The sequence below is a fragment of the Zoogloea sp. GDB6 genome (assembly GCF_056724105.1).
Window position 1 is genome coordinate 2,501 of record NZ_CM161497.1, and the last position, 19,133, is coordinate 21,633.

The window sequence follows — 19,133 nt, forward strand, 5'->3', positions numbered from 1 at the left end:
CAAGCCTGCGAAAAGCGGGGGGGAGCTGGCAATGGAGCTTTGATCCCCCGATATCCGAATGGGGAAACCCACCTCTTTTGAGGTATCCCTGACTGAATTCATAGGTCAGTGGAAGCGAACCGGGAGAACTGAAACATCTAAGTACCCCGAGGAAAAGAAATCAACCGAGATTCCCCAAGTAGTGGCGAGCGAACGGGGATGAGCCTGCACGACTAAACCGGTTACTTAACAGAACAAGCTGGAAAGCTTGGCCATAGTGGGTGATAGCCCCGTATGTGAAAAGTAGCCGGCGGGTCTGAGCGTGCGACAAGTAGGGCGGGACACGTGAAATCCTGTCTGAAGATGGGGGGACCATCCTCCAAGGCTAAATACTCGTGATCGACCGATAGTGAACCAGTACCGTGAGGGAAAGGCGAAAAGAACCCCGGGAGGGGAGTGAAATAGATCCTGAAACCGCATGCATACAAACAGTGGGAGCCTCGCAAGGGGTGACTGCGTACCTTTTGTATAATGGGTCAGCGACTTACGTTCAGTAGCAAGCTTAACCGGATAGGGGAGGCGTAGCGAAAGCGAGTCTGATAAGGGCGATTTTAGTTGCTGGGCGTAGACCCGAAACCAAGTGATCTATCCATGGCCAGGATGAAGGTGCGGTAACACGCACTGGAGGTCCGAACCCACTAATGTTGAAAAATTAGGGGATGAGCTGTGGATAGGGGTGAAAGGCTAAACAAACTTGGAAATAGCTGGTTCTCCCCGAAAACTATTTAGGTAGTGCCTCGTGCGGACACTTCCGGGGGTAGAGCACTGTAATCGTTGGGGGGGTCATTGCGATCTACCCCGCGATAGCAAACTCCGAATACCGGAAAGTGATACACGGGAGACAGACGGTGGGTGCTAACGTCCATCGTCAAGAGGGAAACAACCCAGACCGCCAGCTAAGGTCCCAAATACATGGCTAAGTGGAAAACGAGGTGGGAAGGCATAGACAGCTAGGAGGTTGGCTTAGAAGCAGCCACCCTTTAAAGAAAGCGTAATAGCTCACTAGTCGAGTCGTCCTGCGCGGAAGATGTAACGGGGCTCAAGCCATGAACCGAAGCTGCGGATCTCGTAAGAGATGGTAGGGGAGCGTTCTGTAAGTCTGTGAAGGTGTCTTGTAAAGGATGCTGGAGATATCAGAAGTGCGAATGCTGACATGAGTAGCGATAAAGGGTGTGAAAAGCACCCTCGCCGAAAGCCCAAGGTTTCCTGCGCAACGTTCATCGACGCAGGGTGAGTCGGCCCCTAAGGCGAGGCAGAAATGCGTAGTCGATGGGAAACAGGTCAATATTCCTGTACCGCTCTATGATGCGATGGGGGGACGGAGAAGGTTAGGTCAGCCGGGTGTTGGACGTCCCGGTTTAAGCGTGTAGGCGTGCTCTTTAGGCAAATCCGGAGAGCTTAGCTGAGGCGTGACGACGAGGTCTCTTTGAGACCGAAGTGATTGATACCCTGCTTCCAGGAAAAGCCTCTAAGCTTCAGTCATAGAGTGACCGTACCGCAAACCGACACAGGTGGGCAGGTAGAAGATACTAAGGCGCTTGAGAGAACTCAGGAGAAGGAACTCGGCAAATTGATACCGTAACTTCGGGAGAAGGTATGCCTCGGTAGCTTGTAGGAGTACATCCGAAGGGCGAAGAGGCCGCAGAGAATCGGTGGCTGCGACTGTTTATTAAAAACACAGCACTCTGCAAACACGAAAGTGGACGTATAGGGTGTGACGCCTGCCCGGTGCCGGAAGGTTAAGTGATGGGGTGCAAGCTCTTGATCGAAGCCCCGGTAAACGGCGGCCGTAACTATAACGGTCCTAAGGTAGCGAAATTCCTTGTCGGGTAAGTTCCGACCTGCACGAATGGCGTAACGATGGCCACACTGTCTCCTCCTGAGACTCAGCGAAGTTGAAGTGTTTGTGAAGATGCAATCTCCCCGCGGCTAGACGGAAAGACCCCATGAACCTTTACTGTAGCTTTGCATTGGACTTTGACGGGACTTGTGTAGGATAGGTGGGAGGCGATGAGACTGGGACGCTAGTTCCAGAGGAGCCGTCCTTGAAATACCACCCTGGTGTCGTTGAGGTTCTAACCTAGGTCTGTGAATCCAGATCGGGGACCGTGCATGGTAGGCAGTTTGACTGGGGCGGTCTCCTCCCAAAAGGTAACGGAGGAGTACGAAGGTCACCTAGGTACGGTCGGACATCGTACTGATAGTGCAATGGCAAAAGGTGGCTTGACTGCGAGACCGACAAGTCGAGCAGGTGCGAAAGCAGGTCATAGTGATCCGGTGGTTCTGTATGGAAGGGCCATCGCTCAACGGATAAAAGGTACTCTGGGGATAACAGGCTGATTCCGCCCAAGAGTTCAGCATCGACGGCGGAGTTTGGCACCTCGATGTCGGCTCATCACATCCTGGGGCTGTAGCCGGTCCCAAGGGTATGGCTGTTCGCCATTTAAAGTGGTACGTGAGCTGGGTTTAAAACGTCGTGAGACAGTTTGGTCCCTATCTGCCGTGGGCGCTGGATATTTGAGGGGGCCTGCTCCTAGTACGAGAGGACCGGAGTGGACGGATCTCTGGTGTACCGGTTGTGACGCCAGTCGCATCGCCGGGTAGCTAAATCCGGAAGAGATAACCGCTGAAAGCATCTAAGCGGGAAACTCGCCTCAAGATGAGATATCCCTGGGAACTCGATTCCCCTGAAGGGTCGTTGAAGACCACGACGTTGATAGGCTGGGTGTGGAAGCGCAGTAATGCGTTAAGCTAACCAGTACTAATTGCCCGTGAGGCTTGATCCTATAACCTTGCAAAAATGCAAGACGAATAAAGCGCAACGCGCAGTCATACATCCCAAAGAACACTTCTTCCCTTTGACGCTTCAACCGCGAAAACGCGGAAAGCGGTACAAGTTATAGTCTGACGACCATAGCGTCTTGGAACCACCCCTTCCCATCCCGAACAGGACCGTGAAACAAGACCGCGCCGATGATAGTGCACAACCGTGCGTGAAAGTAGGTCATCGTCAGACTTACCCCATCAAAGCCCTCGCACTCCATCGTGCGGGGGCTTTTGGCGTTTAAAGGCAAAAATAAAAAACAAATTCTCACAGAAGGCGCGATTCAACGGCGTTTCAGACAGACGTGCTGGTGACTTCAGCCCCAAGCACATGGGTGGCCACCACACAGCGTTCGTCGCCGAGGATCATCAGCGCGAACAGGCGTTCGGCCAGCGTGCGGGTGTCGTCCATACGCCAAGCGAGTTCCGGCGTGGCGGCCCAGTCGAGAACCACAAAATCCGCCTCGCGGCCGGGCTGGAAGCTGCCGATGTGTTCGTCCAGGTAGAGGGCGCGGGCGCCGCCGAGGGTGGCGAGGTACCAGCCGCGCATGCCTGACAGCGGTGTGGCGTGGATCTGGCTGGCCTCGTAAGCCTGACCCAGCGTGCGGATCAGGCTGAAGCCGGTGCCGCCGCCCACGTCGCTGGCGAGGCCGACGCGCATCCCTGCGGCGGTGCTGGCGGCGTAGTCGAAGGCGCCGCTGCCGAGGAAGAAGTTGGAGGTCGGGCAGAAGGCTGCGGCGGCACCGGTGGCGGCCATCTCACGGCGTTCGGCCGGCGACAGGTGGATGCAGTGGCCGTAGATGCTGCGCGGGCCGAGCAGACCGTAATGGGCGTAGACATCCAGGTAGCTGCTGCGCTCGGGGAAGAGTTCACGCACCCAGGCGATCTCGGCCGGGTTCTCGGCCAGGTGGGTCTGCAGATGCAGGTCCGGGTGGGCCGCGAAGAGTTCACCGACGGCCTGCAGCTGTTCCGGCGTGGAGGTCGGCGCGAAGCGCGGCGTGAGCGTGTAGCGCAGGCGCTCGCGGCCGTGCCAGCGTTCGATCAGGGCCTGGCTGTCGGCGCGCCCGGAAACCGCGTCGTCGCGCAACTCGTCCGGGCAGTTGCGGTCCATCAACACCTTGCCGCACAGCATGCGCAGCTTGCGCCCTGCGGCGGCTTCGAAGAAGGCATCCACCGAATGGGCATGCACGGTGGCGAACACCGACGCGGTGGTGGTGCCGTGGGCGAGCAGGCGCTCCACGACGAAACCGGCGGTACGCTCGGCCACACCGTAGTCGGCGAAGCGTGCCTCGGCGGGGAAGGTGTAGTCGTTGAGCCAGTCCAGCAGCTGGCGGCCGAAGGAGCCGATCACCCCGGCCTGTGGGTAGTGGATGTGGGTGTCCACCAGGCCCGGCAGCACCAGGCGGTCCCGGTGGTCGTGGAAGACGGCGGCGTGGCGCACGTCGGGCGGCATGTTGGCGTTGATCGCCGACCACGGCCCGGCGGCGTGGATGTGGCCGTCCACGACCCACAGGGCGCCGTCGTCGAAGAACTCCCAGGCGCTCGGGTCGTCGCTGGGGCCGGGGTCGGCCAGGTAGTGCAGGATCTGGCCGCGTACGAGCACGTGCGCCTGGGCGGGGGTGGGCTGGTGCTGGGTCACAAGGCCTCCGCGAGTTGTCGGGCTAGGCGGTTATGGTGAGCGAGTATGCCGGGCAGGTCTACCGTCTGCAGCTTGCCGTTCTCGACGACCCAGTGGCCATTGATGAGGCTCAGGTCCACCGTGTCCGGTGCGCAGAATACCAGCGCTGCTACCGGGTCATGCACCGCGCCGCCGGCGAGGCGCAGGGTGTCGCTGCGGAAGGCGATCAGGTCGGCGCTCATGCCCGGTGCCAGCGCGCCGATGTCGTCGCGGCCGAGCACCTTGGCGCCGCCGAGGGTGGCCAGTTCCAGCGCCTGGCGGGCGTTCATGGCCGCCGGGCCGTGGCCGACGCGCGCCAGCAGCATGGCCTGGCGGGCCTCGCCGAGCAGGTCGGCGCCGTCGTTGGAGGCCGAGCCGTCCACCCCCAGCCCTACCGCCACGCCGGCAGCGCGCAGGGCCAGGATCGGTGCGATGCCGGAGGCCAGGCGCATGTTGGAGCACGGGCAGTGGGCCACGCCGGTGCCGGTGCGGGCGAACAGTGCAATACCGGCCGCATCGAGTTTTACGCAGTGGGCGTGCCACACGTCGTGGCCGACCCAGCCCAGGCTCTCGGCGTACTCGGCCGGCGTCATGCCGAAGCGCTCGCGGCTGTAGGCCACGTCGTTGTCGTTCTCGGCCAGGTGGGTATGCATCGACACCCCGTAGCTGCGCGCGAGCGCGGCGGATTCGCGCATGAGGTCGGTGCTTACCGAGAACGGCGAGCACGGCGCCACCGCGATCCGCAGCATCGCGTGGCGGGCCGGGTCGTGCCAGGTCTCGATGAGGCGGCGGCTGTCGGAGAGGATCGCCGCCTCGTCCTCCACCAGCGCATCCGGTGGCAGCCCGCCCTTGGAGCGGCCGACGCTCATGCTGCCGCGGCAGGCATGGAAGCGCATGCCGATCAGTGTCGCCGCCTCGATGCTGTCGTCCAGCCGGCTGCCGTTGGGATAGAGGTAGAGGTGGTCCGACGAGGTGGTGCAGCCGGACAGGATCAGCTCGGCCATCGCGGTGAGGGTGGACACCCGGATCATCTCCGGCGTCAGCCCGGCCCACATCGGGTAGAGCGTCTGCAGCCAGCCGAACAGCTCCACATCCTGCGCGCCGGGCACCGCGCGGGTGAGGCTCTGGTACATGTGGTGGTGGGTGTTCACCAGGCCGGGCAGCACGATGCGGCCGGACAGGTCGCGCACTTCGTCGGCGTGAGCGGGCAGTTCGGCGCTCGGGCCGACGGCTTCGATGACGCCGTCACGGATGAACACCGCGCCGTCGGGGATCTCGCGTCGGGTCGCGTCCATCGTGACGAGGGTGTCGGCGTGGTGGAGGAGGAGGGTTTTGCTCATCGTCTTTTTTGCGCTGTCGGGGTGTTCTGTTAGGGCTGATTAACAGCTTTCCATTTTTTTGCTTTACGTTGGCCGGGACTCGCCCCGGCGGGCGACCTTCTTTCTTGCGTCGCCAAGAAAGAAGGCAAAGAAGGCGACCCGTGCCTCACCGGTCGTCCGCTGTGCGGACGACCGGTGAGGCACGGGCTGCTTGTGGGCACCGAGCCTTTGCTGGGGCTTGGGGTGGTTGTGGGGGCGTGTTGGAAAACTGTTCCTGGCTTTGAGGGGAGCCAGTTACCCCCGAAGGACAACTTGTTCGGGTTCGAGCTGAACAGGTTCACCCCGGCGGTGAAATCACTGACCTCGGCGCTGAAAAAGTTCAGGTGGGAGCTGAACCGGTTCAGGTCCAAGGTGAATTCGCTCACCTTTGCACTGAACGGGTTGCCGTCCGAGATGAACCGGTTCCCCTTGGTGGTGAAATCACGGATCCCGGCGCTGAAACAGTTCAGTTGGGACCCGAACTGTTTCAAGTCCAACCTGAACTCACTCCCTCTGCCGTTGCACCTTTCCTGAAACGGGGCCGTCTGCCATAAAACCGGAAAGCCATTCAGAAAAGGCACGGGCTTACCGGGGAGGCCGCCACCGGGGCAAAAGCCACACCCCACATCTACGGCATCCATGGCTTCCCCAACGAAGCCGGCAAATTCAGTTGCAACAAGCGCTTGTCCCGCGAGATCAGCACCAGCACCACCACCGTCGCCAGGTAGGGCAGGGCGGCCAGGAACTGCACCGGCAGCGCGATGCCGAGACCCTGGGCGTGGAACTGGAGGATCGTCACGCCGCCGAACAGCCAGGCGCCGAGGAGCAGGCGGGTCGGGTTCCAGGTGGCGAAGACCACCAGTGCGATGGCGATCCAGCCGCGGCCGGCAACCATGTTCTGCACCCACAGCGGCGTGTAGACCGTGGACAGGTAGGCACCGGCGATGCCGGCCATCGCGCCGCCGAACAGCGTGGCGCCGTAGCGGATGGCGATGACCGGGTAGCCGATCGCGTGGGCGGCGTCCGGGGCTTCGCCGACGGCTTTCAGCACCAGGCCGAGGCGGGTTTTTCTGAGCACCCACCAGACGATGGCGAAGGTGATGAGGCCCAGGTAGGTGACCGGATCCTGGTGGAACAGGATGCGGCCGAGCACCGGGATATCCACCAGGCCGGGGATGTCCAGCGGCTGCAGGCCGGGCAGGCTGAAGCTCACGTAGTGCTGGCCGATGAAGGCCGACAGGCCGACGCCGAAGATGGTCAGCGCGAGGCCGCAGGCGGCCTGGTTGGCGGCCATCGACAGGGACAGCACGGCGAACACCAGCGCCGCCAGCATGCCGGCGACGGCTCCGGCGGGTAGCCCGGCCAGCGCACCGCCGCCGGAGTCCGCCGCTGCGGCGAAGCCGGCGATGGCGCCGATCAGCATCATGCCTTCGACGCCCAGGTTGATGACGCCGGTGCGCTCCGCCACCAGTTCGCCGAGGCCGGCGAAGATCAGCGGCGTGGCGGCGCCGAGGGTGCCGGCGAGGACGGGGATCAGGTGTTCGAGCATCGCGGGGTCCTTACGCGTAGGCGGGCTTGGGGCGGGGCTTGAGGCGGTAATCGACGAACACGTCGGCGCCGAGCAGGAAGAACAGCAACATGCCCTGGAACAGGCCGGTGATCGCCGCCGGCAGCTGCAACGCCACCTGGGCAGCTTCGCCGCCGAGGTAGAGCAGGGCCATCAGCAGTCCGGCCAGCACGATGCCCACTGCGTTGAGGCGCCCCAGATAGGCCACGATGATGGCGGCGAAGCCGTAGCCCGGCGAGATGTTGAGGTTGAGCTGGCCGACCGGCCCGGCCACTTCCCCGACGCCGGCGATGCCGGCGGTGAGGCCGGACAGCACCAGGCTGACCCACACCGTGCGCTGGGCCGAGAAGCCGGCGTAGCGGGCCGCCGCCGGGGCCAGGCCGCCGACGGTGAGCTGGTAGGCCAGGAAGCTGCGCGACGTGAAGATCCAGAAGGCGATGGATGCGACGGCGGCGATCAGGATAGATGCATTGACGCGCATGCCCTCGAACCACGGGCTGAACAGGGCCGGGTCGCCGAACATGATGGACTGCGGGAAGTTCATCCCCTCCGGGTCGCGCCAGGGGCCATTCACCATGTACGACAGCGTGAAGCTGGCGATGTAGGTGAGCATCAGCGTGGTGAGGGTTTCCTCGGCGTTGAAGCGGGTTTTCAGCAGCGCCGGGACGGCGCCCCACAGCGCGCCGCCGATGGCGCCGGCCACCACCATCAGCGGCAGCACCCACCAGGCATCCACGCCGTCGAGGGCGATCGCCACGCCGCCGCCGGCCAGCGCGCCGACGATCAGCTGGCCTTCTGCGCCGATGTTGTAGATGCGCGCCCGGAAGCCGATCGCCAGGCCCTGGGCGATGAGGATCAGCGGACCGGCCTTGACCATCAGCTCGCTCCAGCCGTTGCCCGACGACAGGGGCTGGACGAAGAACACCGTGAAGGCCTCGACGGGATTCTTGCCGAGGGCCAGGAACAGCAGGGAGCCGACCGCCAGGGTCAGGGTGATGGCGATCAGTGGCGATAGCAGGCGCATCCGCGCCGACGGCGTGGGGCGGGGTTCAAGCAGCGGCATGGGCGGGTTCCTTGTCGGCGGGGGCGAACAGGCCGGACATCTGCATGCCGATCTTCTCGGCGTTGGTCTCGGCTTTCGGTACGGCGGGGCCGAGGCGGCCCTCGGACAGCACGGCGATGCGGTCGCAGATCTCGAACAGCTCTTCCAGCTCTTCGGAGATCACCAGGATCGCCACGCCCTGGCGGGACAGGTCGATCAGGGTCTGGCGCAGGAAGGCGGCGGCGCCGACGTCCACGCCCCAGGTGGGTTGGGCGACGACCATCGCGATGGGCTGCTGCATGATCTCGCGGCCGACGATGAACTTCTGCAGGTTGCCACCGGACAGGCTGCGCGCAGCCGCGCCGGGGCCGCCGCAGCGCACGTCGAAGCGTTCGATGCAGCGCTTGGCGAAGTCCCATGCGGCCTTTGGGCGCAGGAAGCCCTTCTTCACCAGGCCCTGGCGCTGGGCGGTGAGGGTCGCGTTGTCGGCCAGCGACATGGACGGCACCGCGCCGCGGCCGAGGCGTTCTTCCGGCACGAAGGCCAGCCCGTGCTTGCGGCGGCGGCCGGCGTCCAGATGGCCGACCGGCAGGCCGACCAGCTTGACGGAGTCCGGCGTGCCGGTGGTTTCGCCGGACAGGGCGGCCAGCAGCTCGGCCTGGCCGTTGCCGGAAATGCCGGCGATGCCGAGGATCTCGCCGCGGTGCACCTCCAGGTCGATGTCCTGCAGGCGGGTGCCGAAGGGATCGTCGGGCACCAGGGACAGCTTGCTCACGGTCAGCGCCGGGGTGGCGATGCCGGTGTAGGCGGGTACCTCGCACACCGGCAGCTCGCGGCCGATCATCATGCGCGCCAGGCTGGCGGGGGTCTCCCGCGACGGGGTGGCGGTGCCGGTGACCTTGCCGCCGCGCATCACCGTGGCGCTGTGGCACAGGCTCTGGATCTCGTGCAGCTTGTGGCTGATGTAGAGGATGCTGACGCCCTCGGCGGCCAGCCGGCGCAGGGTCTCGAAGAGCTTCTGCACGGCCTGCGGGGTGAGCACCGAGGTGGGCTCGTCGAGGATCAGCAGTTGGGGCTGCTGCAGCAGGCAGCGCACGATCTCGACGCGCTGGCGTTCGCCCACCGACAGGCTGTGCACCAGGCGGTCCGGGTCCAGCGGCAGGCCGTAGCGGGTCGAGACCTCCTTCACGCGGATGGCCAGCGCCTTGAGGTCGAAGGGCTCGTCGAGGGCCAGTGCGATGTTCTCGACGACGCTCAGCGTCTCGAACAGGGAGAAGTGCTGGAACACCATGCCGATGCCCAGCCGGCGCGCCTCGGCGGGGTTGGCGACGACCACCTCGCGGCCGTTCCACTGGATCTGGCCGGCGTCGGCCTGCACGGCGCCGTAGATGATCTTCATCAGCGTGCTCTTGCCGGCGCCGTTCTCGCCGAGCACGGCGTGGATCTCGCCGGGGCCGACCTTGAGGTTGATGCCGTCGTTGGCGACCACGCTCGGGTAGCGCTTGGTGATGCCCGAGAGTTCCAGGCGCGGGGTGCCTGCCGGCGGGCCGCTGAAGGGGGGCGGGGGTGTGCTCACGGGCGGGCTCCAGACAGCAGGAAGGGCGTGATGCGCAAGGGGCGGGATGCCTCGGCAACGGCCTGGCGGGCTTCGCGCACCTGCAGCAACTGGGCCGCCACGGAGGCGGCGATGACGGCGGGCTCCTTGCCGCGGATACCGGGCACGCCGATCGGGCAGGTCATGTCGAGCAGGCGGGACGGGTCGATGCCGCGGGAGAGCAGGCGGTGTTCGAAGCGGGCGCGCTTGGAGGCCGAGCCGATCAGGCCGAAGAAGGCGAAGTCGTTGCGGGCCAGGATCGCCTCGCACAGCTCGAAGTCGAGGCCGTGGTCGTGGGTCAGCACCAGGAAGTAGGCGCCCGGCGGGGCGGCGCGGACTTCGGCGGTCGGTGTGTCGGTGCCGATGGCGTCGGTACTGGCCGGCAGCTCGGCGGGGAAGATGGAGTCCCGGTTGTCCACCCAGCTGATGCGGGCGCCCAGGGGCGCCAGGGCGCGGGCGATGGCCTCGCCGACGTGGCCGGCGCCGAACAGCACCACCGGAAACTGGGTCTTGCGGATCTGCTGTTCGAACTGCCAGTGGCCGCCGTCGGACCAGAACTGAGCCGGGTCGCGCTTGCCGTGTTCATCCGTGCTCATGGACCACAGGGAGCCTTCGTCGCCGGACAGCAGGCGGCGCTGCAGGGTCTGGCCGGCGGTGACGGCTGCAGCACGGGTCTGCCAGCTGGCGGCGTCGCGCGCCTCGATGCGCTCCAGCGCCAGCCACACCACCCCGCCGCAGCACTGGCCGAGGGAGGCGCCGAGGGCGCAGCGCATCACGTGGGGCTGGCCGCCCTTGGCCAGCAGGTCGCGGGCGGCGGCGGTGGCCAGCCATTCCAGGTGGCCGCCGCCGATGGTGTCGGCGGTGGAATTGCGTCCGACCAGCATGGTGGCGCCGGCTTCCCGCGGTGTCGAGCCGTCGGCCCGCACCACGGTGACGAGGACCGTCGGCTGGCCGGCCGCCAGCCAGTCGGCGAGGGTGGGGAGCCAGTCGTTCATGGGGACATCTCCGGTAGCGTGGCGGGGAAGGGAGGCATCACAGGCGCCCTCCGTGCAGCGCGCGCAGGATCGCCTCCGGCGTGGCCGGCGCGTCCAGTTGCGGGCGGGCGCCGGGGCCGAGGGCCGCGGCCACCGCGTCGCGCAGCGCGAAGAAGACCGAGAAGGCCAGCATCAGCGGCGGCTCGCCGACCGCCTTGGAGCGGTGGATGCTGTCCTCCACGTTGGCGTTGTCGAACAGGCGCACGTTGAAGACCGGCGGCAGGTCGGACACCGCCGGGATCTTGTAGGTGGAGGGGGCGTGGGTGGCGAGGCGGCCAGCTTGCGGACCGTCGGGTTGGTAGACCAGCTCCTCGGTGGTCAGCCAGCCCATGCCCTGGATGAAGCCGCCTTCGATCTGGCCGATGTCGATGGCCGGATTGATGGAGCGCCCCACGTCGTGAAGGATGTCTACGCGCAGCACACGGTTCTCGCCGGTGAGGGTGTCGATGGCCACCTCGGCCAGCGCGGCGCCGTAGGAGAAGTAGTAGAACGGCCGGCCCTGCATGGTCACCGGGTCGTAGTGGATCTTCGGGGTCTTGTAGAAGCCGGCGTCCCACAGCTGCACGCGGGCCCGGTAGGCATCGGCGACGACGTCGGCGAAAGTGGCGTCGAAGCCGGGCGCGCTGACCATGCCGGCGGCGAAGATCACCGCCTCGTCGCTGACCCCCAGCCGCTCGGCGACAAAACCGGCGATGCGCCGGCGGATCGCCTGGCAGGCGGCTTGGGCGGCCTTGCCATTGAGGTCGGTGCCGGACGAGGCGGCGGTGGCCGAGGTGTTGGGTACGCGGCTGGTGTCGGTCGAGGACAGGCGCACATCTTCGATGGGCAGGCCGAATTCCTCGGCGACGATCTGGCGGATCTTGGTGTACAGGCCCTGGCCCATCTCGGTGCCGCCGTGGCTGACCAGCACGGTGCCGTCGTTGTACACATGCACCAGCGCGCCGGCCTGGTTGTAGAAGGTGGCGGTGAAGGAGATGCCGAACTTCACCGGCGTCAGCGCCAGGCCTTTCTTGAGCAGCGGGCTGCTGGCGTTGAAGGCGTCGATGGCGGCACGGCGCTCGGCGTAATGGGCATTGGCGGCCAGCTGGGCGACCAGCGGGTGGATGATGTTGTCCTCCACCTTCATGCCGTAGTGGGTGACGTTGCGCTCGCTGCCGGCGCTGTCGCTGTAGAAGTTGGCCTGGCGCACGGCCAGCGGGTCGAGCCCCAGGTGGCGGGCGATGTCGTCGATGACCGTCTCGATGGCGAACATGCCCTGCGGGCCGCCGAAGCCGCGGAAGGCGGTGTTGGATACCGTATGGGTGCGCCCGCGCAGGCTCAGGATGGACACCGCGTCCAGGTAGTAGGCGTTGTCGGCGTGGAAGATCGCGCGGTCGTTCACCGGGCCCGACAGGTCGGCCGAGAATCCGCAGCGGGAGGCCAGCAGCAGCTTGAGTCCGGCGATGCGGCCGGCGTCGTCGAAGCCCACGTCGTACTCGATGTGGAAGTCGTGGCGCTTGCCGGTGATGCACATGTCGTCGTCCCGGTCGAGGCGCAGCTTGACCGGCCGTCCGCAGCGCTGGGCCAGCACCGCGGCGACACAGGCGATCTGGGCCGACTGGCTTTCCTTGCCGCCGAAGCCACCACCCATGCGCCGGCACTCGGCGGTGACCTGATGCACCCGCCAGCCCAGCGCGCTGGCCACCATGTGCTGCATCTCGGTGGGGTGCTGGGTGGAGGTGAGGACGCGCATCGTCTCGTCCTCGAGCGGAATCGCGCAGGCTACCTGGCCTTCCAGGTAGAAGTGTTCCTGGCCGCCGAGTTCGACTTCGCCGCGCAGACGATGGGGGGCGGTCTCCAGGGCCGCGACGGCGTCGCCACGGCTCACCTCGACCGGCGGCAGCACCCAGGATTCGGCCTCGGCGGCGGCTTCGGCGCTCAGCAGGGCCGGCAGCGGCGTCACCTCGACGCGCGCCAGCCGGGCCGCCTTGCGGGCCAGTTCGTGGCTGTCGGCGGCGACGGCGAACAGTGGCTGGCCGTGGAACTGGATCTCGCCGTCGCACAGGATCGGATCGTCGTGCTTGACCGGGCCGCAGTCGTTTTCGCCAGGGATGTCGTCGGCGGTGATCACCGCCCGCACGCCGGGGGCGGTACGCACGGCGGACAGGTCGAGGCGCTTGATGCGCCCGTGGGCGATGTTCGACAGGCCCAGGGCGGCGTGCAGCGTGCCGGCCGGCACCGGGATGTCGTCCACGTAGGTGGCGCGGCCGGTGACGTGCAGATGGGCGCTCTCATGGGGCAGGCCAGCGCCGACGGCCGGGGGCGGGTTGCGGTTGGGGGCGTTCACGGCAGCACCTCCAGCTCGGACAGGCGCGTAGGTGCGCCGCCGGCGCCATCCTCCAGCCACAGGCGCTGCAGCAGGCCGGCGGCTGTCTGGCGGCGGTAGGCGGCAGAGGCGCGCATGTCGTCGAGGGGCGTGTATTCGTGGGCGAGCACGTCGGCGGCGGCGGCCACGGTGGTCTGGCTCCACAACTTGCCGACCAGGAACTTCTCGGTCGCACGGGCCCGTAGTGGCGTGGCGGCCATGCCGCCGAAGGCGATGCGCGCCTCGTTGACGACGCCGTCCGCGACGCTCAGCGCAAAGGCGCCGCACACCGCCGAGATGTCCTGGTCGATGCGCTTGGCGATCTTCCAGGTGCGGAAGCGGCGCTCCGCCGGCTGGGGCGGGATCTGCAGCCCCAGCACGAATTCGCCGGCTTCCAGCGCGGTCTTCTGGTAGGCGAGGTAGAAGTCCTCGAGGGCCAGCCGGCGCACCCGCTCGCCCCGCTGCAGGACGATCTGCGCGCCCATCGCGATCAGGCCGGGCATCGAGTCGCCGATGGGCGAGCCGTTGGCCACGTTGCCGCCGAGGGTGCCGGCGTTGCGCACCGGCGTGGAGGCGAAGCGGCGGGCCAGTTCGGTCCATGCCGGTTCGAAGCCGGTGAGGGCGTCGAAGGCGTCGGTGAGGCTGGCGCCGGCGCCGATGAAGAGGCCGTCGGCGTCGACGCGGATTACCTTCAGCTCGGCCACCGCACCCACGTAGATCAGGTCGCCGAGCTCGCGCAGCTGCTTGGTGACCCACAGACCGACGTCGGTGCCGCCGGCCAGCAGGCGGGCGTCGGGGGCGGAGAGGCGCGCGTCGGCCAGTTCGGCCAGGCTGCGTGGGGCCAGGAAGCGCTGCCCGCCGGCCCGGTAGTCGAGGGGTGGCAGCGCGGCCAGGGGCGCCAGGGCGGCGAGGATCGCCGGCCGGTCGAGGCCGACGCGGGCCTGTTCGTAGGCAGCCGGTACGGCGTCCACGATGGGCCGGTAGCCGGTGCAGCGGCACAGGTTGCCGGACAGCGCGTCACAGACGGCGGCCTTGTCCGGGCATTCCGGGTTGTTTTCGTAGAGGGCGAACAGGGACATCGCGAAACCCGGCGTGCAGAACCCGCACTGGGACGCGTGGCTATCCACCAGCGCCTGCTGGACAGGGTGGAGCAAGCCGGTGATGCCGAGACCGTTGATGCCGGCCAGATCCTCGACGGTGAACAAGGCTTTGCCGTCGAGGGTGGGCAGGAACTGGATGCACGCATTGACGGCGCGCAGCTGCAGCTCGCCGCCGATGCTCTCGCCAAGCACCACCGTACAGGCGCCACAGTCGCCTTCCGCGCAGCCTTCCTTGGTGCCGGTGGCGTGGGCGTCCTCGCGCAGGAACTGCAGCGCCGTACGCGTCGGTGGCGCATCGGCGATCTGCCGGATTTCGCCGCGGAAGTAGAACTGGATGGAACGTTCGCTCATGGTGCTGACTCGTGCATGCCGGCGTACCGGGATGATTTCAAGTTAACACATGGCGCGCTGCCCTGCTGCCGGTGCCGGCGTATACGGAATATGGGCAAAGCTGAATGAGCGCGCAGGTGCTCCGAACCCCCGGTGCCCCGGCCAGTCAAAAACAGTTGTGTGGCTGGAGGATGGATCATGCTCAATCCTGCTTTGGACAAGCAGTTTGCCGGTTCGATTCCGCACCTGTACCAGACGCATCTGGTGCCGGTGATCTTCGCGCCTTACGCGGAGGACCTGGCCGGCCGTCTGCGCGGGCGCGACCTGGGCCGGGTGCTGGAGGTGGCCGCGGGAACCGGGGTGGTGACTCGGGCGCTGGCCGCGGCGCTGCCGGCCGACGTCGCCATCGTCGCCACCGACCTGAACCAGGCCATGCTCGACGAGGCGGGCCGCATCGGCACACCGCGGCCGGTGGCCTGGCAGCAGGCGGACGCGGCCCAACTACCCTTCGGCGATGGCGCCTTCGATGCGGTCGTCTGCCAGTTCGGAGTGATGTTCTTTCCCGACAAGGCGCAGGCGCTAGGTGAGATACGGCGGGTACTCAAGGCCGGCGGCGTGTTGATCTTCAGCGTCTGGGATCGGCTCGCCGACAACGAATTCACCGATTGCGTGACAGACGCGCTGGCCACGCTGTTTCCGGATGATCCGCCGCGTTTCATGGCGCGGACTCCCCACGGTTATCACGACCGCCAGCGCATCGAGGACGATATTCGTCAAGCTGGCTTCACCGCGCCGATTCGCTTCGAGACCCGGGTCGAGCGCGGCCGCGCCGAGTCGGCGGAAGCGCTCGCGCTGGCCTTCTGTCAGGGTACGCCGTTACGCAACGAGATCGAGGCGCGCGATCCGGGCAGGCTGGAGGCCGCCATGCGGGTCAGCGCCGAGGCCCTGCGGGCCCGTTTCGGCGCTGGGCCGCTGGAAGGCAAGATCCAGGCGCATGTGGTGACCATCGAGCACTGAGGCCCGTGGGTTCAGCCGCGCCCGCGCAGGATGCGCTCCATGCCGGCCATCACTGTCAGGTTGGCTTCCTCCATGCGGCCGAGGGCGTCGAGGGCGCCGCTGAAGTCGCCGCTGCGGTAGCGCTCGACGGCGCGGCGGGCGTGATCGTGCACCGCCTTGTGGGGCGCTTCCATGTCCCGGTAGCCGGGCAGGCGCGAGAATTCCGTGCGTCCCTCGCCCTCGTAGTACCAGCGGCCGAGGCGGCACTGGGTCTCGTCGGGGAGGTCGCGTGGCTGCAGATCGGAGAGGCCCAGCAGCACCTTGTACACCTCCAGCTTGAGGGTCAGCTCCTCGATGTTGGCCAGTTCGGCGTTGGCCAGCTGCGACGAGGTGGCGATGCTGTCCTGCATGTGGCGGGACAGCTCGAACAGGCGCTGCATGCTGTGCATCGCCGTTTCGCTGTCGGCGCCGTGGCTGGCCGCGTCGCCGGCACCGATCTCCATGATCTTGCGCGCCTCGCTGGTTTCGGCCTGGATGCCGGTGACCAGGCCGCCGATCTCGGTGGTGGCCTTGGCGGTGCGTTCGGCCAGCTTGCGCACTTCGTCGGCCACCACCGCGAAGCCGCGCCCGGCTTCACCGGCCCGCGCCGCCTCGATGGCCGCGTTGAGTGCCAGCAGGTTGGTCTGCTCGGCGATCTCGCGGATCAACCGGACGATGCCGCCGATTTCCGTGGCCCGCTGGGACAAGCCCTCGACGCTGTGGCCGGCGGCCTGGATGCGTTCGAACATCGTGCGCAGGTTGCCGGTGATCTTCTCGAAGGCAGTCCGGTTGGAGTCGGACTCGCTGGCGGCTGTTTGCGCCGCGGCCCGGTCTTCACCGAGCTGTTCCGACAGGCCGGCGAAGGACTGGCGGATGCCGGCCAGGGACTCGCCGAAACGCGGGATGTTGCCGACCACGCCGTCGAGCAGGGTCTGGCGTGCGGCGAGTTGCTGTCCATCCGCCTCGGCATTGGCCAGGCGTCGCTGCAGGTCGGCCAGTTCGTCGCGCAGGGCCTGGTTCTGGGCCTTGAGGGCGGCGTTATCGGCGAGGGCGACGGCCAGTTCGCGCCGGGTTTTCGAACCGAGCATGGAGTGTGTTTCCTGAGGGGTAATGTTGAGTAATTTGATCGGGTATTGCGTCGCAGGCCTTGATCCGCATCAAGGCAGTGCGGAGATTGCGGATGCTGCGCGCGGCCTCAGGCGTCGCCGGTGGCGGGGGCGGCGGGCGGAAACAGGCGGATCGTCTGCCATTCGCCGCGGGGCCCGCGCTTGATGAGGTCGGCCAGCGTGTAGCCGTCCATCACCTTGAGCAGCGCGGCGAGGGCTTCCTGCAGGATGCCCTGCAGTTCGCAGTCCCCGCCGAGGCGGCAGGAAGACGCGTCGCCCATGCACTCGACCAGCGCGAAGTCGGTCTCGGTCTGGCGGATCACGTCGCCGAGGACGATCTTGCCCGGATCGCGGGCCAGCCGCATGCCGCCGCCCTTGCCGCGCTGGGTGTCGATGAAGCCGCTGCGCGACAGGTGGTGGGCCACTTTCATCAGGTGGTTCTCGGAGATGCCGTGGGCCTGGGCGATCTCCCCGATGGTCACCAGGCGCTCGCGTTCCGCGCCCACGTACATCAGCGTGCGCAGGCAGTAGTCGGTGAAGGTGCTGAGTCGCATCGGTGTTTTCCGAAGGGTGATTCAAAAGATGTACGCAGGATGTTGATTATCGCCCAAGCGGTTGTTAGCATAAAGAGGCACTGAACATACATCTTTATAAGGCGCCGGTTATATTCATGTCCGATCAGCCCCAACCCCAACGCGTCATCCCGATTCAGCCGCTGTTCAAGGCGGAGCCGAAGGTCTATCCCCGTTCCATCCAGGGTTTCTTCCAGCGTTGGCGCTGGGGTTTCGTGGCCCTGACCCAGCTGATCTTCTACGGCCTGTGCTGGCTGCCGTGGCACGGCCGGCAGGCCGTGCTGTTCGACCTGGACGCGCGCCGCTTCTACCTGTTCGACCTGGTCCTGTGGCCGCAGGACACCATCTACCTGGCGCTGCTGCTGGTGCTGTCGGCGCTGGCCCTGTTCCTGTTCACCGCGGTGGCCGGGCGATTGTGGTGTGGCTACACCTGCCCGCAGACGGTCTATACGGAGATCTTCCTGTGGATCGAGAAGCAGATCGAAGGTGATCGCCAGCAGCGCATGAAGCTCGACGCCGCGCCGATGAGCGCCGCCAAGTTTGGCCGCAAGACGGCCAAGCACACGATCTGGCTGGTGCTGTCCCTATGGACCGGCTTCACCTTCGTCGGCTACTTCACGCCCATCCAGGACCTCGGCCACGAGGCGCTCAGCGTGTCGATGACCGGCGCGGAGATCTTCTGGATACTGTTCTACGGCGCCGCCACCTACGGCAACGCCGGCTTCCTGCGCGAGCAAATGTGCAAGTACATCTGCCCCTACGCCCGCTTCCAGTTCGTGATGTTCGACTCCGATACGCTGATCATCACCTACGACGAGCAGCGCGGCGACCCCCGCGGCAGCCGCTCGAAGAAGGCCGATCCACGCCAGCAGGGCCTCGGCGACTGCGTCGATTGCGGCATCTGCGTCCAGGTCTGCCCGACCGGCATCGACATCCGCAACGGCTTGCAGGTGGAGTGCATCGGCTGTGCGGCGTGCATCGACGCCTGCGACCAGGTGATGGACAAGATGAGCTATCCGCGCGGGCTGATCCGCTATTCGACGGAGAACGCGCTGAAAGAAGGCTTGGTGCGCAAGGACATCGTGAAGCGCGCCTTCCGGCCACGTACGCTGATCTACTCGGCGGTGTTCCTGACCCTCACCGTAGCCACCGGCTGGTCGCTGCTGACCCGCCCGCCGCTGAAGGTGGACGTGGTGCGCGACCGCGGCGTGATGGCCCGCGAGGCGGACGACGGCAGTATCGAGAACGTCTTCCAGCTCCAGCTGATCAGCACCAGCGAGACCGAGCGCAGCTACACCGTCGGGGTGGCCGGCATCGACGGCATCCGCCTGGCTGCGCCGGTGCAGGTCAAGGTGCCGGGTGCCGCCAGCACGGCGGTGACGGTCACTGTGCGGGTCGCGCCGGACGCGGTGGAGAACCAGCACGGCTCGAAGCCGATGCACTTCGTCCTCACCGACAACGCGGCGCCCGACGTGCGCATCGACGAGCCGGCCAAGTTCTGGCTGCCTTGAGTGCCGGGCGGGAGGAAACGT

General features: G+C 66.3%; 13 protein-coding genes, 2 rRNA genes and 1 pseudogene (1 of these 16 cut by a window edge). 4 read left to right on the top strand and 12 right to left on the bottom strand.

Features of this window, described 5'->3' with window-relative positions:
- Positions 1 to 2,825: ribosomal RNA gene (locus AC1PQG_RS00020) — 23S ribosomal RNA — on the top strand; it begins 60 nt to the left of the window's first position.
- A 117-nt stretch (positions 2,826 to 2,942) separates the two neighbouring features.
- Positions 2,943 to 3,055 (top strand): 5S ribosomal RNA (gene rrf / locus AC1PQG_RS00025).
- Positions 3,056 to 3,157: 102 nt separating this feature from the next.
- On the opposite strand, the gene guaD is transcribed toward rrf, so the two are convergent.
- The 9 genes from guaD to xdhA are packed head-to-tail and all read right to left on the bottom strand — an operon-like array spanning position 3,158 to position 14,909.
- Complete coding sequence (guaD, locus tag AC1PQG_RS00030; RefSeq protein WP_481120649.1) at positions 3,158 to 4,501, bottom strand: guanine deaminase; 1,344 nt, start codon at positions 4,499 to 4,501, stop codon at positions 3,158 to 3,160.
- Complete coding sequence (locus AC1PQG_RS00035) at positions 4,498 to 5,859, bottom strand: 8-oxoguanine deaminase (RefSeq protein ID WP_481120650.1); 1,362 nt, start codon at positions 5,857 to 5,859, stop codon at positions 4,498 to 4,500. Before AC1PQG_RS00035 ends, guaD begins: the two co-directional genes overlap by 4 nt.
- Before the next feature lie 29 nt (positions 5,860 to 5,888).
- A complete protein-coding gene (locus tag AC1PQG_RS00040; RefSeq protein WP_481120651.1) occupies positions 5,889 to 6,518 on the bottom strand; it encodes a hypothetical protein in 630 nt (209 codons plus the stop codon).
- Entirely contained in the window at positions 6,506 to 7,426 is a 921-nt protein-coding gene (locus tag AC1PQG_RS00045; protein ID WP_481120652.1) for an ABC transporter permease, read from the bottom strand. The genes AC1PQG_RS00040 and AC1PQG_RS00045 overlap by 13 nt, the downstream gene beginning before the upstream one ends.
- 10 nt (positions 7,427 to 7,436) lie before the next feature.
- The gene (locus AC1PQG_RS00050; protein WP_481120653.1) at positions 7,437 to 8,507 is read right to left on the bottom strand and encodes an ABC transporter permease; all 1,071 of its coding nucleotides are present in this window, start codon (positions 8,505 to 8,507) and stop codon (positions 7,437 to 7,439) included.
- Complete coding sequence (locus AC1PQG_RS00055) at positions 8,494 to 10,062, bottom strand: ABC transporter ATP-binding protein (protein ID WP_481120654.1); 1,569 nt, start codon at positions 10,060 to 10,062, stop codon at positions 8,494 to 8,496. The genes AC1PQG_RS00050 and AC1PQG_RS00055 overlap by 14 nt, the downstream gene beginning before the upstream one ends.
- On the bottom strand, positions 10,059 to 11,075 hold the full coding sequence (xdhC, locus tag AC1PQG_RS00060) for a xanthine dehydrogenase accessory protein XdhC (protein WP_481120655.1): 1,017 nt from the start codon (positions 11,073 to 11,075) through the stop codon (positions 10,059 to 10,061). Before xdhC ends, AC1PQG_RS00055 begins: the two co-directional genes overlap by 4 nt.
- A gap of 37 nt (positions 11,076 to 11,112) precedes the next feature.
- Positions 11,113 to 13,440, bottom strand: a complete 2,328-nt coding sequence (gene xdhB / locus AC1PQG_RS00065) for a xanthine dehydrogenase molybdopterin binding subunit (RefSeq protein WP_481120656.1) — start codon at positions 13,438 to 13,440, stop codon at positions 11,113 to 11,115.
- Entirely contained in the window at positions 13,437 to 14,909 is a 1,473-nt protein-coding gene (xdhA, locus tag AC1PQG_RS00070; protein WP_481120657.1) for a xanthine dehydrogenase small subunit, read from the bottom strand. Before xdhA ends, xdhB begins: the two co-directional genes overlap by 4 nt.
- A 177-nt stretch (positions 14,910 to 15,086) precedes the next feature.
- On the opposite strand from xdhA, the gene AC1PQG_RS00075 reads away from it, so the two are divergent.
- On the top strand, positions 15,087 to 15,905 hold the full coding sequence (locus tag AC1PQG_RS00075) for a class I SAM-dependent methyltransferase (RefSeq protein ID WP_481120658.1): 819 nt from the start codon (positions 15,087 to 15,089) through the stop codon (positions 15,903 to 15,905).
- 11 nt (positions 15,906 to 15,916) lie between these two features.
- On the opposite strand, the gene AC1PQG_RS00080 is transcribed toward AC1PQG_RS00075, so the two are convergent.
- The 3 genes and pseudogenes from AC1PQG_RS00080 to AC1PQG_RS00090 form a co-directional block, all read right to left on the bottom strand.
- The gene (locus AC1PQG_RS00080; protein ID WP_481122946.1) at positions 15,917 to 16,333 is read right to left on the bottom strand and encodes a CZB domain-containing protein; all 417 of its coding nucleotides are present in this window, start codon (positions 16,331 to 16,333) and stop codon (positions 15,917 to 15,919) included.
- Positions 16,325 to 17,011, bottom strand: a pseudogene (locus AC1PQG_RS00085) (methyl-accepting chemotaxis protein); the annotation flags it as partial. The gene AC1PQG_RS00080 and the pseudogene AC1PQG_RS00085, both read right to left, overlap by 9 nt.
- Positions 17,012 to 17,118: 107 nt before the next feature.
- Entirely contained in the window at positions 17,119 to 17,583 is a 465-nt protein-coding gene (locus AC1PQG_RS00090) for an RrF2 family transcriptional regulator (protein WP_481120659.1), read from the bottom strand.
- A 116-nt stretch (positions 17,584 to 17,699) separates the two neighbouring features.
- Here AC1PQG_RS00090 and ccoG point away from each other — a divergent pair, with 116 nt between their 5' ends.
- Positions 17,700 to 19,112, top strand: a complete 1,413-nt coding sequence (gene ccoG, locus AC1PQG_RS00095) for a cytochrome c oxidase accessory protein CcoG (protein ID WP_481120660.1) — start codon at positions 17,700 to 17,702, stop codon at positions 19,110 to 19,112.
- Positions 19,113 to 19,133: the final 21 nt, after the last annotated feature.

Bases quoted from the DNA above. Each gene is read 5' to 3' on its own strand.
- AC1PQG_RS00050 (WP_481120653.1), bottom strand. From the start codon at position 8,507: ATGCCGCTGCTTGAACCCCGCCCCACGCCGTCGGCGCGGATGCGCCTG.
- xdhC (WP_481120655.1), bottom strand. From the start codon at position 11,075: ATGAACGACTGGCTCCCCACCCTCGCCGACTGGCTGGCGGCCGGCCAG.
- AC1PQG_RS00045 (WP_481120652.1), bottom strand. From the start codon at position 7,426: ATGCTCGAACACCTGATCCCCGTCCTCGCCGGCACCCTCGGCGCCGCC.
- AC1PQG_RS00075 (WP_481120658.1), top strand. From the start codon at position 15,087: ATGCTCAATCCTGCTTTGGACAAGCAGTTTGCCGGTTCGATTCCGCAC.
- xdhA (WP_481120657.1), bottom strand. From the start codon at position 14,909: ATGAGCGAACGTTCCATCCAGTTCTACTTCCGCGGCGAAATCCGGCAG.
- AC1PQG_RS00035 (WP_481120650.1), bottom strand. From the start codon at position 5,859: ATGAGCAAAACCCTCCTCCTCCACCACGCCGACACCCTCGTCACGATG.
- AC1PQG_RS00090 (WP_481120659.1), bottom strand. From the start codon at position 17,583: ATGCGACTCAGCACCTTCACCGACTACTGCCTGCGCACGCTGATGTAC.
- ccoG (WP_481120660.1), top strand. From the start codon at position 17,700: ATGTCCGATCAGCCCCAACCCCAACGCGTCATCCCGATTCAGCCGCTG.
- AC1PQG_RS00040 (WP_481120651.1), bottom strand. From the start codon at position 6,518: ATGGATGCCGTAGATGTGGGGTGTGGCTTTTGCCCCGGTGGCGGCCTC.
- AC1PQG_RS00080 (WP_481122946.1), bottom strand. From the start codon at position 16,333: ATGCACAGCATGCAGCGCCTGTTCGAGCTGTCCCGCCACATGCAGGAC.